Annotated in this window: 11 protein-coding genes; 3 read left to right on the top strand and 8 right to left on the bottom strand. The window is 69.8% G+C overall.

Annotated features, from left to right (window positions below; genetic code table 11):
• Positions 1–233: 233 nt before the first annotated feature.
• Both ACWD0Y_RS33325 and ACWD0Y_RS33330 read right to left on the bottom strand, forming a co-directional pair.
• Positions 234–1,559 (bottom strand): pectate lyase family protein, encoded by a 1,326-nt coding sequence (locus tag ACWD0Y_RS33325; protein WP_450264012.1) that lies wholly within the window; start codon positions 1,557–1,559, stop codon positions 234–236.
• Between the two features lie 425 nt (positions 1,560–1,984).
• Positions 1,985–3,013, bottom strand: coding sequence for a GlxA family transcriptional regulator (locus ACWD0Y_RS33330; protein WP_450264022.1), 1,029 nt, complete (start codon positions 3,011–3,013; stop codon positions 1,985–1,987).
• A gap of 147 nt (positions 3,014–3,160) precedes the next feature.
• On the opposite strand from ACWD0Y_RS33330, the gene ACWD0Y_RS33335 reads away from it, so the two are divergent.
• The 3 genes from ACWD0Y_RS33335 (at position 3,161) to ACWD0Y_RS33345 (ending at position 5,740) form a co-directional block, all read left to right on the top strand.
• The gene (locus ACWD0Y_RS33335; RefSeq protein ID WP_450264013.1) at positions 3,161–3,751 is read left to right on the top strand and encodes a cysteine hydrolase family protein; all 591 of its coding nucleotides are present in this window, start codon (positions 3,161–3,163) and stop codon (positions 3,749–3,751) included.
• Positions 3,751–4,479, top strand: a complete 729-nt coding sequence (locus ACWD0Y_RS33340) for a cysteine hydrolase family protein (RefSeq protein WP_450264014.1) — start codon at positions 3,751–3,753, stop codon at positions 4,477–4,479. Before ACWD0Y_RS33335 ends, ACWD0Y_RS33340 begins: the two co-directional genes overlap by 1 nt.
• Before the next feature lie 124 nt (positions 4,480–4,603).
• The gene (locus ACWD0Y_RS33345) at positions 4,604–5,740 is read left to right on the top strand and encodes a hypothetical protein (RefSeq protein WP_450264015.1); all 1,137 of its coding nucleotides are present in this window, start codon (positions 4,604–4,606) and stop codon (positions 5,738–5,740) included.
• Positions 5,741–6,044: 304 nt separating this feature from the next.
• On the opposite strand, the gene ACWD0Y_RS33350 is transcribed toward ACWD0Y_RS33345, so the two are convergent.
• From ACWD0Y_RS33350 to ACWD0Y_RS33375, 6 genes are all read right to left on the bottom strand, one after another.
• Positions 6,045–7,523 carry a SulP family inorganic anion transporter gene (locus ACWD0Y_RS33350; protein WP_450264016.1) on the bottom strand — a complete coding sequence of 493 codons (1,479 nt, stop codon included), beginning with the start codon at positions 7,521–7,523 and terminating at the stop codon, positions 6,045–6,047.
• A 14-nt stretch (positions 7,524–7,537) separates the two neighbouring features.
• A complete protein-coding gene (locus tag ACWD0Y_RS33355; RefSeq protein ID WP_450264017.1) occupies positions 7,538–8,119 on the bottom strand; it encodes a carbonic anhydrase in 582 nt (193 codons plus the stop codon).
• 1,108 nt (positions 8,120–9,227) lie between these two features.
• Positions 9,228–10,253 carry a hemolysin family protein gene (locus ACWD0Y_RS33360; protein WP_450264018.1) on the bottom strand — a complete coding sequence of 342 codons (1,026 nt, stop codon included), beginning with the start codon at positions 10,251–10,253 and terminating at the stop codon, positions 9,228–9,230.
• Positions 10,250–11,599 (bottom strand): hemolysin family protein, encoded by a 1,350-nt coding sequence (locus tag ACWD0Y_RS33365; protein ID WP_450264019.1) that lies wholly within the window; start codon positions 11,597–11,599, stop codon positions 10,250–10,252. Before ACWD0Y_RS33365 ends, ACWD0Y_RS33360 begins: the two co-directional genes overlap by 4 nt.
• Before the next feature lie 157 nt (positions 11,600–11,756).
• Positions 11,757–12,770: a hemolysin family protein gene (locus tag ACWD0Y_RS33370; RefSeq protein WP_450264020.1), complete on the bottom strand. Its 1,014-nt coding sequence runs from the start codon at positions 12,768–12,770 to the stop codon at positions 11,757–11,759.
• The gene (locus tag ACWD0Y_RS33375; RefSeq protein WP_450264021.1) at positions 12,767–14,110 is read right to left on the bottom strand and encodes a hemolysin family protein; all 1,344 of its coding nucleotides are present in this window, start codon (positions 14,108–14,110) and stop codon (positions 12,767–12,769) included. The genes ACWD0Y_RS33370 and ACWD0Y_RS33375 overlap by 4 nt, the downstream gene beginning before the upstream one ends.
• Positions 14,111–14,821 lie beyond the last annotated feature (711 nt).

Genomic DNA, 14,821 nt, shown 5'->3' on the forward strand with positions numbered 1-14,821 from the left:
CCGCCCTGGCGGTGGGTACGCGATTGAGGAGCGCGTGGGGGAGGAACACTGCCCGGGGTGGTGCGCGCGTGGGGCCGGGCGGAGGCGATCTCCAGCCCGGGAGAGTCCCGGGAGAGTCTGGGGAGAGTGAGGGCAGACGTTCCTTGCCTGGTCTTCGAGGCGTTGTTCGACGCCGGGGCCCGAGGCCGCCTCGCCGCCGGGGCCGATACCGGCCCCATGGTTGGGGGTGGTGCTTACCGGACGCGGCCCGCGCCCGCCCCCCGCGCCACATCACGGTCCGCCCGCACCGCGCTGTCGACCGGGCCGTGCAGGGAGGGCTTCCAGCCGACGTCGCCGGTCAGGTCGCGTTCGCTGCCGGAGTTGTAGGCGTTGTGGATCGCCAACAGGTCGACCGGGAAGCCGTTGAAGGAAGTCCCGCTCTGGTGCAGGGCGGTACCGTTCCAGCTCTTCACCAGATCCGCCGCCTCGACGTGGCCCGGCGTGGTGAAGGAGTTGTTCTCCGCGTAGATCGCCGACTCGGTGGAGACCCCGATCGAGTACCGGTAGTCGTGGGCATCGGCCGGAACGACGTACCGGTTGTTGTACAGATGCACTTGGCCGTAGCGGACGCGCGGGGCGCGCTGTACGACGCCTTGGAACTCGTTGTGGTGCAGGGTGACGCGCAGCCTGCCGCGGTCGCCGGCCGCGGAGTCACTGTTGCCGATCAGCATGGCCTTGTCGTGGTCGGCGAACCGGCTCCAGGAGACGGTCACCAGGTCCGATTCCTGGGTGATGTCCAACAGGCCGTCGTGGCGCAGGTAGTTGCGCCCGAAGTACGTCGGCTCGTCCTCATCGGGGTGGCCCTTGTCGCTGGCGGTGATGTGGTCGATCCACACATGGGAGGCGCCGCGCAGCCAGATGGTGTCGTACGCGGCCTTCCAGTCGCCGAGGCCCCCGGTGTTGGGCTGCCAGACGGGGAAGCAGTCGAAGGCGTCACGCAGTTCGAGGTTGCGGACGATGACGTTGGCCGCGTTTTCGATCCGCAGACTGGCTCCCTTGAGTACGGCGCCGGAACCGAGTCCGACGATCGTGGTGTTGGAGCCGACCGGGAGCTCCACCCGCTCGGCCTGGCGCGCGGCCGACGCCTTCCGGGCCTCCTCCTGCGGACCGGCCGGCTTGGCGGAGCCCCAGGTGCGCGGGTCGTAAGCGGCCAGGTACTCCTTCAGGTCGTAGCCGCCGGTGGCGTAGTCGGCGCAGTCCAGGCGGCGGCCCTCGGCGTCGGTGTTGGCGTCGACAGCCCCGGCGACTTTGATGATCTTCGGGGCGCTGCTGCCGCCGTCCAGGGCACGGACCAGCTCCGCCCGGTTGCGCACGGTGAACACATGGTCCTCGTCGGCCGCGGCGCCCCCGCTGGTGCCGCCCTGCGCGGCCGCCCAGCCGTCGTTGGGCGCGAGCGTCTCGCGGCTGATGTCACGGGTCTCGGCGGAGGCGGAGGCGGTGGCGCCGGCGCCACCGCCGACCAACAGGGCCCCCACCGCGGCGAGGCGGAGCGCTGTACAGAGGGTGGGTACGGACGTCATCCACGTCTCCCGGATCGTGTATCGCGTCTCATATATGACGCATGAAGTACGACGCCATGAAGCTAGGGAGGCGTCACGTATTTCGTCAACTCTTCTGACAAATTAATTCCGATCAACCGGCAGTCCGGACCGGCCGGGAACAGTCCGGTCCAGCACCTCACCGTGCACCACTGAACACAGCCCTCATGCGTAGGCAGACCTGGGCAGATCCTCATAGTTCCGTCTGCCTGATGCGGACAGCCGTCTCCCCAGCTCGGCTGCTTCGCGCCCTGCGGCAGGGTTCACCCTCCGCAAAGGAGGCGGAACCACATCCACCCACTCCCCTGCACGGCCACCCCCCACTCGCCCGCCGCGTCGGGGCGCTCCGCGACCGGGAGGGCCCTCAGGCACCTGCGGGCCTCAAGGCCGGAGCCGGGGCAGGGACTTCATCGAGCCGCGATGCCGCTTGCGGCTGTTGCCGTCCGTGTCCGGAAGCGGCGCCGGTACTCGGTCGGTGTCGTGTCGAGTCTGCGGCGGAAGGCCCTGACCAGGGTGTCGACGGTGCCGAATCCGCAGGCGGAGGCGACCCGTTCCAGGGTGGCGTCGGTGGATTCGAGCTGGTGGCGCGCCACTTCGACGCGGGCCGACTCGATGTAGGCGTGCGGGGTCATGCCGAGCTCGGTCTTGAAGATCCGGGTGAGCTGCCGGTCGCTGACGTGGGCGCATGCGGCGAGGTCCGCGACCGTGAGGGGTTCAGCGATGTTACGCATGATGTGGTGGCGGAGATCCTCGATGCGCCGCGTCGTGGCGACCTGCTCCAAGGGAACGCTGAACTGACTCTGCCCGCTCGGCCGCTTCAGGTACATCACGAGTTGCCGGGCGACGCGCAACGCGACGGCTTCGCCCAGGTCGTCGGCGATGAGGGCGAGTGAGAGGTCGAGGCAGGCGCTGATTCCGGCGCCGGTCCAGACATCGCCTTCGCGGATGAAGATGGGGTCGGCGTCGACCTCGACGGCCGGGTGCTCCGCGGCGAGTTGCCGCGCCGTCGACCAGTGGGTGGTGGCGCGCTTGCCGTCGAGGAGTCCGGCGGCCGCGAGGATGTGCGCTCCTACGCAGACGGATGTGACCCTCCGGGTCCGGCCGGCGAGTTGTTTCACCCGCTCCACCACGGCGGGGTCGGTGAGCGGGTGCACGCGGCGCTGCTCGTCCACCTCGACCGCGCCGGGCACGATCAGCGTGTCGATGCCCTTCGCGGACGGTTCGGACAGCTTGTCGAAGGTGACGTCGGGCAGGACCCGGACCCCGGCGCCGGTGGTGACCGGGTCCATGGTCTCGGCGGCGAGGACGACGTCGTAGGCCGCCGCTTCGTCCGTCTCGCGCCGTGCGAGGGAGAACACCTCCGGTGGCCCTGTTACGTCGAGCAGGTCGACGCCTTCGAAGAGGACGATGACGATCAGTCGTCCGACGGTGCTCAATTGACCCCCCGCGTTCAGCAACAGCCATGTCGGTATCTGCATGTTAGTTGACATTGCCGACGCCCGGTGGTGAGCCATAGCGTCATGGGCACAGGACACCGCACCGGTGAACTGCTCCCCCCGACACGTGAATCCAGGCGGTCCCCCATGCCCAGAACGACACTGCGTCAGCTCAACGGCTTCGACGACACCCCGGCGAAGCTCGCCGACTCCACCCTGGTCCTCATCGACTACCAGAACACCTACACGACCGGTGTCATGGAACTGGACGGCTGGCAGGCCGCGCTCGACGCCGCCGCCCAATTGCTGGCGCGGGCCCGCCAGGAGGGCACGAAGGTCATCCACGTCATCAACGACGGCGGCGAGGGCACCCCGTACGACATCCGGGCCGAGATCGGCCAGATCCACCCGAGCGTCGCACCGGTCGACGGTGAGCCCGTCGTCGTCAAGAAGGTACCGAACGCCTTCGTCGGCACGGATCTGGACGAGCACGTCGACGCCGCGGGCAACAGCGACCTCGTCATCGCCGGGTTCATGACGCACATGTGCGTGGCGTTCACCGCCCAGGGCGCCTTCCTGCGCGGCAACCGCCCCACCGTCGTGGCCGATGCCAGCGCCACCCGCGCGCTGCCGGTCGCGGGCACCGAACTGGACGCCCGCCAGGTGCACTACAGCGCCCTCGCCACCATCGTCGACCTGTACGGGGTCGTCGTTCCGTCCCAGAAGGAGATCTCCTGATGAAGCTGTTCCGCCCGGCCGTCGCCCTCGCCACCGCCGCCGTCCTCTCGGCCACGGTCACCGCGTGCGGCGGGAGTTCCGAGGCCGCCGCCTCCAAGGACGAGCCGTCGGCCTCCGCCACTGCCACCGCCGGGAAGAACGTCGCGAAGGACACGACGACGCTGCGGAAGCTCAACGGCTTCGACGAGACCCCGGCCACGCTCTCCGACGCGACGCTCATCCTCGTCGACTACCAGAACACCTACACCGAGGGTGTGATGGAACTCGACGGGTGGAAGCCGGCGGTGGACAACGCCGAAGCCCTGCTGAAGCGGGCCCGCAAGGCGGGTACGCCGGTCATCCACATCGTCGACAAGGGCTACGACCTGAAGTCGAAGGCGGGCCAGATCATCCCGGCACTCAAGCCGGCCAAGGGCGAGCCCGTCGTCGAGAAGAGCGTCCCGAACGGCTTCCACGACACCGATCTCGCCGAGAAGGTCAAGAAGGCCGGGAACGAGAACGTCATCATCGCCGGGTTCATGACGAACATGTGCACCCTGTTCACGACCCAGGGCGCGTTCCTCAACGGCAACAAGCCGACCGTGGTGGCCGACGCCTCCGCGACCCGGCCGCTGCCGCTGAAGGGCGACCCGAACGGCGTCCCCGCCCAGCAGGTCCACCGAGCCGCGCTCGCCACGGTCCAGGACCTCTACGGAGTCGTGGTCCCGTCGCAGAAGTCTCTGACCTGAGACCACCTGACCCCCACCCCTGACCCCCCACTCTGAAGTCCCCCCACCCTGATCTCCCCCCACGCCGTTCCCCCCACATCACCCAAGAGCACTTTCACTCACCACAGAAAGCAGAAGACGGGGCATGGCAACACGTAGAGGATTTCTGGGTACCGCGTCGGCCGTCGGGGCGGCAACGCTCTTCACTGGCCAGTCGGCCTCCACCGCCTCGGCGGCGACCGCGGGGACCACCGCGACCGACGAGAAAGCGGCACGCGACGCGATACGCGCCGTCAACGCGAAAATGCGCGCGAACTACGCAACCCTCAAGAGCGAACTGACGACGCAGCTCAGTCCAGTCATCGTCGTCTCGAACAACGCGGTCGGCGGACGCTTCACTCTCATCAACGGCGGCAGACAGGTCGAGACCGTCGACCCGGTCCCGGCGTACTTCGAACTGGCCAAGTCGATCGCCCACGTTCCCCTGGGGATCTACTCGGTGATCGCCGCGTATCTCAGCGAGCAGGTCCCCAACATCCCCAACGCGGACCGCATCGACCCGCACGACCTGGCCATGGTCGTCACCAAGGCACCGGGTGACACCGGCTGGATCACCCCGCTGAACGACTTCAGGACCACACTGCAGGCGGCACGAACCAAGCTCCCCACCGCGAACCTCCCTCTCGACCTCGAGAGTTCCTGCGACAAGATCCTCGGCGAGGGCGTCAAGTTCATCGACGCCTCCGTCGCGGCCAAGTCGTTCGACATGGTGTCGTTCAACCGGTTCGCCGCCACCGTCTACCCGTCCATCCGCGTCAACATGACCTTCGCCGCCACCGCGCAGATCACCGGCATCGAAGGACTCATGAAGCGGTGGCGCACGCTGATCGGCGAGAAGGCGTGGAGCGACCTCTACGTCACGGTGCTGTCGATCTGGACCACGGCCGAGCTGAACCAGGCGTCCATCATCATCCGCCGCACCATGAACCAGGCGAAGGTGGACACCCATCTGATCGATCTGCCGACCGTGGAGACCCCCTCGGACTCGATTGCCGTGGCCCTGGACAACCTGGCACGCATCGTCCAGGACAACGTCGCCGCCGAGATGGTCTTCAACACCGACCTCAAGGTCGCCGACGCCCTCAAGGGCAAGGAAGACCTGCTCTCCGACGAGATCCTCCAGCAGATCGGCGGGGCGGCGCCCACCGCCAGGACCGCCGCCTTCGGTGCGGCGGCAGCGACCGGCGCCTGCCCGATCACCGGACACACCGCAGCGGTGTGACCACCGGGCATCCCCCGCTCCCGGCGCGGGGGATGCCCCTTCGGGGCGCTCGGCACCGCCTTGCCGCCCCCAGGACCGGGCTGCACGCCCCCCTTGTCCACCGCGTACGGCAGCAGCGGCATGCGACGGCGGTTCGGGGCGTACCGTACGACGTTGGCCGGCAGCTCGGTCACGCCCGGTTCCACGGCGTCGGCCGGCTCGGTGAGGTCTCCACTCGCTCAAGCACGCGCCGTTCGGCCGGAGGGCCGGGGCGAGCATGCGCCGGGGCGGCAATCCCCACGACCAGGTCCTTACGGCGAGGTCCTTACGGCGCCGTGGCCCTCACCGGTTCCGCGGTCGTGACCTTCACCGGTTCGGTGTCGGGTGCGCTGTGCCGCTGGGCCCAGTTCTCCAGGGCTGTACGGCAGGCGTGGTCGAGGTGGTGCAGCCCGGACAGGTCCACCTCGATCGGCCGGTCCTGCGGAAGGGACTCCAGGCTGTCGAGTATCTTCGGCAGCCGCAGGAACGTCGCGTTGCCCGACAGGTACACCTGGATCGGCCCGGCGCCCTTGTCTATGACCTCTGTCTTCAGGTGCGATGCCTCCCAGGCGGTCTTGATCACCGCCAGGGCCAGACCGATGAGTATGCCCTCGAACATGTTCACGGCGACGATCGACACGGCCGTGACCACCAAGATCAGCACCTCACCCTTGTGGTCCCGCCACAGCCCGGCGATCTGGCGGAACGGGATCAGCTTCCAGCCCGCGTGCACCAGGATGCCGGCGAGCGCGGGCAGTGGGATCAGCGCCAGCGCGGAGGGCAGCGCGACGGCGAACAGCAGCAGCCACACACCGTGCAGCACGCGCGACGCCTTGGTCTTCGCGCCCGCGCTGACGTTGGCGGAACTGCGCACGATCACCGCGGTCATCGGCAGCGCGCCGAGCAGACCGCACACCGCGTTGCCCCCGCCCTGGGCGATCATCTCCTTGTCGTACTGGGTGCGCGGACCGTCGTGCAGCCGGTCCACCGCGGCCGCGCTGAACAACGACTCGGCGGAGGCGATCAGTGCGAACGCGATGATCGTGCCCCAGATGGCCGGGCCGGCGAGCTCACCGAAGGCGTCGAGGCCGGGCGGCTGGATGACGCCGAGCAGACCCTCCACCTCGACGGTGGCGACCGGCAGACCGAAGGCGAGCGAGGCGACCGTGGCCAGCAGTACCGCGGCGAGGGCGCCGGGCACGGCCTGCGCCTTCTTCGGCGTCTTCTTCCACAGCACGATGACGGCGATGGTGCCCACGCCGATCGCGAGCGAGGTGAGCGCCTTGGTGCTGCCGAGTGCGTCGGCGAACGCCCCGGGCAGGCCGACGATCTTGCCGATGCCGGTCTCCGGGGCCTTCATGCCTGCCGCCGCGTAGATCTGCCCTGCGATGATCACCAGGCCGATGCCGCAGAGCATGCCTTCGACGACGGAGACGGATATCGCCCGGAACCAGCGGCCGATCCTGAGGAAGCCCATGGCGAGCTGGAGCAGTCCGGCCATCAGTACGATCACGCCGAGCGCGGATACTCCGAACTCGCTGACCGCTTCGAAGACCAGGACGGTCAGGCCCGCGGCCGGCCCCGAAACCTGAAGACTGCTACCGGGCAGAAAGCCGGTGACCAGGCCGCCCACGATGCCGGTGACCAGGCCCAGCTCCGCGGGGACTCCGGAGGCGACCGCCACGCCGACGCACAGCGGCACGGCGACCAGGAAGACGACGATGGAGGCGGCGAAGTCCTGCCGCAGGTGAGGGAACTTCGGCATCGCGGTCAGTACCTTCACAGCGCCTCGAACGTGTCGGACTCCGCACGGTGTGCGCGTACGGCCCCGGTATGCACCTCGTAGTACCAGCCGTGCAGCTGGAGCCGGTCCGCCTGCAGACGCTGCTCGACGCACGGGTATGAGCGCAGCCGCAGCAGCTGTGTCAGGACGTGGTTCTGCACGGCCTCGGCGACCGTCGGGTCTGCGGGGTCGGAGCACTTGGGTTCGTCGGCGGCGTGCGTGAGCCAGTCACGCACGGCGGGTACGGCACTCAGGTCGTCGCCGCGCACCAGCGCGCCGACGGCGCCGCAGTGGGAGTGACCGCAGACCACGATGTGCTGGACGCCGAGCACCTCGACGGCGTACTCGATGGTGGCCGCCTCGCTGGTGGGGTGCTCGGAGGCGTACGGCGGGACGATGTTGCCCGCGGTACGCAGCTCGAAGAGCTGGCCGGGGCGGGCGCCGGTGATCAGGGCCGGGACCACCCGGGAGTCGGCGCAGGTGATGAACAGGACTTCTGGCGTCTGGCCTTGGGCGAGGCCGGCGAACTTCTCAGGGCGCTGCCCGAACGTGCGGGCGTTGTCGATGAGGGGTTGCATCTGTGGTGACTCCTCCTGGCGCGCCGTGGGGGCGCGTCGGACTACAGGACAGGTGGGGGCTCTGCTCTGCTGCTCAGCTGCGGAGCATCTGAAGTACCGCCGGGAAGTGGGCTGTCGGGGGTATCGACGTGCGGTGGTGTGCGGCGCGGGGTGTTGCCCCGGCTCGCCCGGCTTCGGGACCTTCCGCCTCAGGTGTGGGTGGTCGGGTGCCTCGGGTGCGGAGACTTCGGTGGCGCGATGCCGGTGCGATACCGGTGCGCCGGGGACTGCTCGGAGGGCTTGGCTCCGGACTGAACTTTGGCCAGGGCGTGACGGGTTGTGTGTGCGGATGCGAAGGACGCGGTGGGTACGAAAATCCGGAGACCGAGCAGGACGGCTGCGGGAATCGACAGCACGGTCCAAGAAGTCGCACCTCGGAGCCTCCCTCCAGCCGGTTCGCCGCTTCTAGAACATGCCAAAGCTTGGTCAACGTTCGACCAAGAAACACAATAACCCTGCAAAATCATTTGCAGGGTCGGCTTTGCGTTCCGACACCGAAGAGAGTCTGAAAGTGTGTCGTGGGTGACGTGAATCGGCCCTCGATGTACTGAAGCTCGTCCGCCTGGAGCCCGATCACGCACTCGACGGGCCACTGGGCTTCCCGGGCCGGCGCCGCGAGCAGGAGATGGCCCGGATGTTCTCCCTGCCGTCGCAGGCCGGCACCTTCTGACAGGAAGTCCGGGCCCGGGGCCGAGGAACGCCCAGCGGCCGGACGCCGGCACCCGGCCGGTCCCGAACGCTACGTGCACGGCAACAGGCGCCGGGCCCCCGGCCGCATGCACGTCGCCTTCCGGGGCGACGCCGACGACGCTCGTCCGCTCCCGGCCCCCTCGGCATCTGCTGCCGGCGCGCCCTCGGAAGCCTCCCGGGAAGGCACTCCTGCGGGCTCCTCCGAGGACCCCGCCGAGCCGCGCCGGTTGACAGGCGTTCTGGTCAAGCTCTGTCTCAAGACCATCCGGGACAACTCTCCCGACATGACGAGCATCAGCGACGAAGCGCTGCTCATCCACGGCAATGCCTTCTGCGCCGCCCAGGGCGTGAACCCGGGGCTTCCCCGCCACCAGACCGGTTACGGCACGCGCGTCGGTGCTCCCATCAGCCGGACGATGAGGTCGTCGAGGCTGATCAACCCGGTCAGCCGGCCCTCCGTGTCACGCACGACGGCGAGCGAAGCCCTGCGGTGCTGTAGCTGCTCGACCGCGTGGGCGACGGTGTGGCCCGGGGCCAGTTCCGGGACGGGACGGGCCAGTTGGCGTGCCGTCGGGGTTCTGCCCTGGGCACGGGCGACCAAGGCGTCGCGGGCGTGCACCGAGCCGAGGACTGTTTCGCCGTCTCGTACGAGCAGCCGGGTGTGGTCGGCCGTTGCCGCGGCGGCCAGGATCGTGTCGGTGCCGGCGTCGGCTTCGACGTAACTGATCTGTGCGGCGGGTACCTGGAGTTGTGCCACCGGGGTCTGCGGTTCGCTCAGGGAGCGGGTGATCAGACCGGAGTCGGTCTCGCTGATCAGGCCGAGGCGCTCGGACTCCTCGACGAGGTGGGTGAGCTGCTCGCGGTTGTGCACGGAGGCGAGTTCGTCGCGCGGGGTGACGCGACACAGCCGTACGAGCGCGTTGCTGACCTTGTCCAGCAGCTGGATCAGCGGGCGTACGAGACGGATCAGGGCCCGGAAGGGCGGGGTGAGCAGCATCGCGGAGCGCTCGGGGTGGGCGATGGCCCAGGACTTGGGGGCCATCTCGCCGAGGACCATGTGCAGGAAGACGACCACGGTCATGGCGACGGCGAAGGCGATGCCGTAGCTCAGTCCGCTGGGCAGGCCGAGCCTCTCCAGGAGCGGGTCCAGCTCGTGCGAGATGGCGGGCTTGGAGATCGAGCCCAGGCCCAGGGTGCAGATCGTGATGCCGAGCTGGGCGCCGGCGAGCATCAGGGACAGTTCGCGCATCCCCGCGAGAGCCGACTTGGCCCCGCGCCGGCCCTGGGCGGCGGCGCGTTCCATGCGGTGGCGCTTGGCGGCCACCAGGGCGAACTCGGCCGCGACGAAGAAGCCGCTGCCGATCAGCAGGAGGAGGGTGACGAAGAGTGCCAGGGGGAAGCTCATGCGGTCGGCTCCTCATCGGCCGGAGCCGCGTGCGCATCCGCGTCCGGGGTGGTGTCCCGCAGGCGCTCCAGGCGGATGCGGTCGGGGACGTGGCGGTCGAGGGTGCGGACCTCGATGAGGACGGTGCCGACCGTGAGCCGGTCTCCGATGGCCGGGAAGCGGCCGAGCCGGTCCACGATCAGGCCGGCGGCGGTGTCGTAGTCCTCTTCCTCGGGGAGTTCGATGCCGGTGGCTTCGGCGATCTCGTCGAGGCGGCGGCCGGCGTCGACCAGCCACCCGTTTCCGTCGGCGGCCGCGATCTCGGTCACCTGGTCGGACTCGTCGGTGATCTCGCCGACCAGCTCCTCGGCGATGTCCTCGAAGGTGACGATGCCGGCGAAACCGCCGTGCTCGTCCAGGACGACCGCGAATTCCTGCTTGTGCTCCTGCATCTGCTCGACGGCGCCGGGCAGCGGCAGCGTGTCGGGCAGCAGCAGCGGGCGCCGGGCCAGCTCGCCGGCGGTGAACCGCTCGAAGCGGGCGGCCGGCAGCCGCATCAGTTCGCGTACGCCGATGACGCCCTTGATGTCGTCGTGGCGCTCGCCCGTGACCGGGTAATTGGAGTGGCCGTGCTTGGCGATCAGCCGCACGACTTCGGTGGCGGGCGCGTCGGCGCGTACGTACGCGACGTCGACGCTCGGCACCATGACCTCGTCCAGGGTGCGCTCGGAGAATTCCAGGGCGTGGTCCAGGAGCTCGGCGTTGGCGCGGGGCAGCTGTCCCTGTTCGTGGGACTCGCCGATCAGATGGCTGAGCTCCTCCAGGGTCGCGCCGTGGTGCAGTTCCTCGACCGGCTCGATGCCGGCCCTGCGCAGCAGCTTGTTGGCTGCGGCGTCGAAGAGGTGCACTACCGGGCCGACGACCTTGAGGTACGCCAGGGTGGAGGCCGACAGTGATTTGGCGAGCCGCTCGGGAACGGCCAGCGCGAGGTTCTTGGGGGCCAGCTCACCCAGCACCATCTGCACGACGGTGGCCATCACGAAGGCGAGCGTCACCGAGACGGCGGAGACCGCGCCCTCGGGGAGGCCGGTGCCGGTCAGTGCGGGCCGCAGCAGCGCGGAGACGGACGGTTCGGCGAGGAAGCCGACGACCAGGCCGGTCACGGTGATGCCCAGCTGGGCGCCCGAGAGCATGAAGGAGAGCCGTTCGAGTACCTTCACGGCGCGCGCCGCGCGTTTGTCACCCGTTTCGGCCTCACGGGCGAGCGCGAGCCGGTCGGCGGCGACGTACGCGAACTCCTGCGCGACGAAGTAACCGGTGCCTGCCGTCAGGACGAGGACGGCCAGCAGGCCGAGTACGGCGTTCATCGGACAACCCGGGGGCTGGGTCCCGGGCCGTCGGGGTCCGTCGGACTGGCGGACAAGACGTGCTCCTTCAAAGGGTGTGGATGAGGACTGCGGGTCGATGGGGACCGGAGTTCCCTGGCCCGAGTATCAGTGGATCCGTGGCGGATCGCGCGGCCCGTCAGGCGGCCGGGCCGACCAGTTCTTCCAGTACGTCTTCCATGGTGACGAAGCCGAGGACCGTGCCCTTGTCACCGGTGACCGCCGCGAGGTGGCTGCCGGCGGCCCGCAGCGCGGTGAGGGTGTCGTCCAGTGGCGTGTCGATCCTGACGCGGGTCACCGCGTGCAGGGCCGTGCGGGGGAAGGGCTTGTCCCGGTCGATGACGCCCAGGGTGTCCTTGATGTGGAGGTAGCCCAGGACGGCGCCGGTGGGACCGGTGACGGGGAAGCGGGAGAACCCGGCCGCGGCGGCGGTGCGCTCCAGCTGGGCCGGGGTGACCGTGTGGTCGACGGTGACCATCTTCGACGCGGGGACGAAGATCTCGCCGACCGGCCGTGTGCCCAGCTCCAGTGCGTCGTGCAGCCGCTCGCTGTCCGCCTCGGAGAGCAGGCCGGCGTCACTGGAGTCGCGGACCATACGGGCGAGCTCGTCGTCGGTGAAGACGGACGCGACCTCGTCCCTCGGTTCGACCCTCAGCAGCTTCAGCAGGGTGTTGGCGAAGGCGTTGACGGAGAAGATGACCGGCCGCAGGGCGCGGGTGAGGGCGACGAGCGGCGGTCCGAGCAGCAGCGCCGTCTTCACCGGGGCGGCGAGCGCGATGTTCTTGGGCACCATCTCGCCGATCAGCATGTGCAGGTACGTCGCCAGGGTCAGCGCGATCACGAAGGCGATCGGGTGGACCAGACCGTGCGGGACGTGGGCCGCTTCGAAGCCGGGCTCCAGCAGGTGGGCGATCGCGGGCTCGGCGACCGCGCCCAGGACCAGCGAGGAGACGGTGATGCCGAGCTGGGCCGTGGCCATCATCGCGGAGATGTGCTGCAACCCCCACAGGGTGAGGCGGGCGCGCTTGTGGCCCGCGCGGGCCTGCGGCTCGATCTGACTGCGGCGTACGGAGACCAGGGAGAACTCGGCGCCGACGAAGAAAGCGTTGGTCAGCAGCGTCAGGGCGCCGATGGCCAGCTGGAGCACGGTCATCGGGCCATCTCCTTGGCACCCTGCTGCGGGACGGCCACGGATTCGGGTTCGGTGATGTGCACGCGGTCCGCCCGGTGGTGCTCGACGTCGAGGACGTCCAGCCGCCAGCCGTCGATGACGACCGTGTCCCCCTCGACGGGGATACGCGCGAGGTGGGTGGCGATCAGTCCGGCCACGGTCTCGTACGGCCCCTCGGGGGCGGTCAGGCCGATGCGGGCGAGTTCGTCGATCCGTACGCCGCCGTCGGCCTCCCAGCCGGCGCGGCCGTCCGCGGTGGGCGGGGCGGGCAGCAGGTCGGGGACCTCGGCCGGGTCGTGCTCGTCGCGGACCTCGCCGACGACTTCCTCGACGATGTCCTCCACGGTCGCGACGCCGGCCGTGCCGCCGTACTCGTCGACGACCACCGCCATCGTGCGGTGCGCGCGCATCCGCTCCAGCAGGCGGTCGGCGGGCAGGGAGTGGGGGACCAGCAGCGGCGTGGTCGCCAGCTCGGTGACCGGCGTGACCCGTCGCTTGTCGGGGTCGAGGGCGAGTACGTCGCGGATGTGGACGGTGCCGATGACCTCGTCCAGGCCGTCGCGGTAGACCGGGAAACGGGAGAGCCCGGTGGCGTACGTCAGATTCGCCGCGTCGGCCGCGGTGGCGTGGGCCTCCAGCGCGCGCACGTCGACGCGCGGGGTCATGACGTTCTGGGCGGTCAGCTCGCTCAGGTGCAGTGTGCGTACGAACAGTTCGGCGGAGTCGGCTTCGATCGCGCCCTCGGCGGCCGAGTGCCGGGCCAGCGAGGCCAGCTCGGCCGGGGTGCGGACGGAGGCCAGCTCCTCGGCGGGCTCCAGGCCGAAGCGTCGTACGAACCGGTTCGCGGTGCTGTTCAGGTGGTGGATGAAGGGGCCGAAGGCGGCGGTGAAACCGCGCTGCGGGCCGGCCACCACCTTGGCGACGGCCAGCGGACGGGAAATCGCCCAGTTCTTGGGCACCAGCTCGCCGACGACCATCAGCACGACGGTGGAGACCACTACGCCCAGGACCGTGGCCACCGACGACGCGGCCGCGCCGAGCCCCATGGCTTCGAGCGGACCGCGCAGCAGGGCCGCGAGCGACGGCTCGGCGAGCATGCCGATCACCAGTGAGGTGACGGTGATGCCGAGCTGGGCGCCGGACAGCTGGAACGTCAGCTTGCGGACCGCCTTGAGCGCGCTCTCGGCGCCCCGCTCTTCCGCCTCGGCGGCCCGCTCCAGCTCGCCGCGTTCGACGGTGGTCAGCGAGAACTCGGCCGCGACGAACAGCGCACAGGCGAGGGTGAGGGCAAGGGCGAGAAGCAGCAGGAACACTTCGGTCACCGTGCCACCCCCGCTTCCTGGCTCACATGGTGCGGGCAGGCGGTGGCACGGTTCGTACTGGGAGGCTCACCCATGACGGGTCGCTCACTCCTTCTCTGCATCGGTTCGACGAAACTGCTGGGGGCCGGCTCCCCCAATCCCATGGTAAAGAGATAGTAAATCCGGATGCCGGGCGGGTCCACACCTGAGCCGTTCCCTCACCTCGGGGTCTCACACCCCTCCGCCCACGCCGCCCGCCCGGCTCCCCGGCACGCGCAGGACCGCCGGGACGACGCCGCCGGGCCGGCTTCCATGCCGTCCAGGGCCCGGCGGACCGCGGCGGGCCGCCCGCAGGGCCTCCGCCGGGCCGTCCGCCCAGGACTGCCGCCCGGGCACGGGTCGCTCCCGTTCCTTCTCCGGCCCGCGCGCTTCCTCCGGTGAATCGATCACGGCACCGGCAGGGATCGCGGAAGAAGCCCTTGGGGCGGTCGGCATGGACGGCTGCCCGCGGCAGCATCTCGGCGGTGGAGGCGGCGAGGAGGAGATGCTCCGCCGCATCGAGGGCGGTGTGCCATCGAGGGTGGGCCTGCGGCGCTCAGCCGCAGGCCCCCGGCGTTCCCCGTGCCAGTCGGTCAGTGTCAGCGGATGCCGTTGAAGTCCGTGCCCACGACGAGGGTGACGGCGCCGGCCACCGCGCTCGCGTCCTGTTTCGCCGTGACACCGGGCAGCCGG

It is taken from the genome of Streptomyces altiplanensis, from assembly GCF_053591575.1.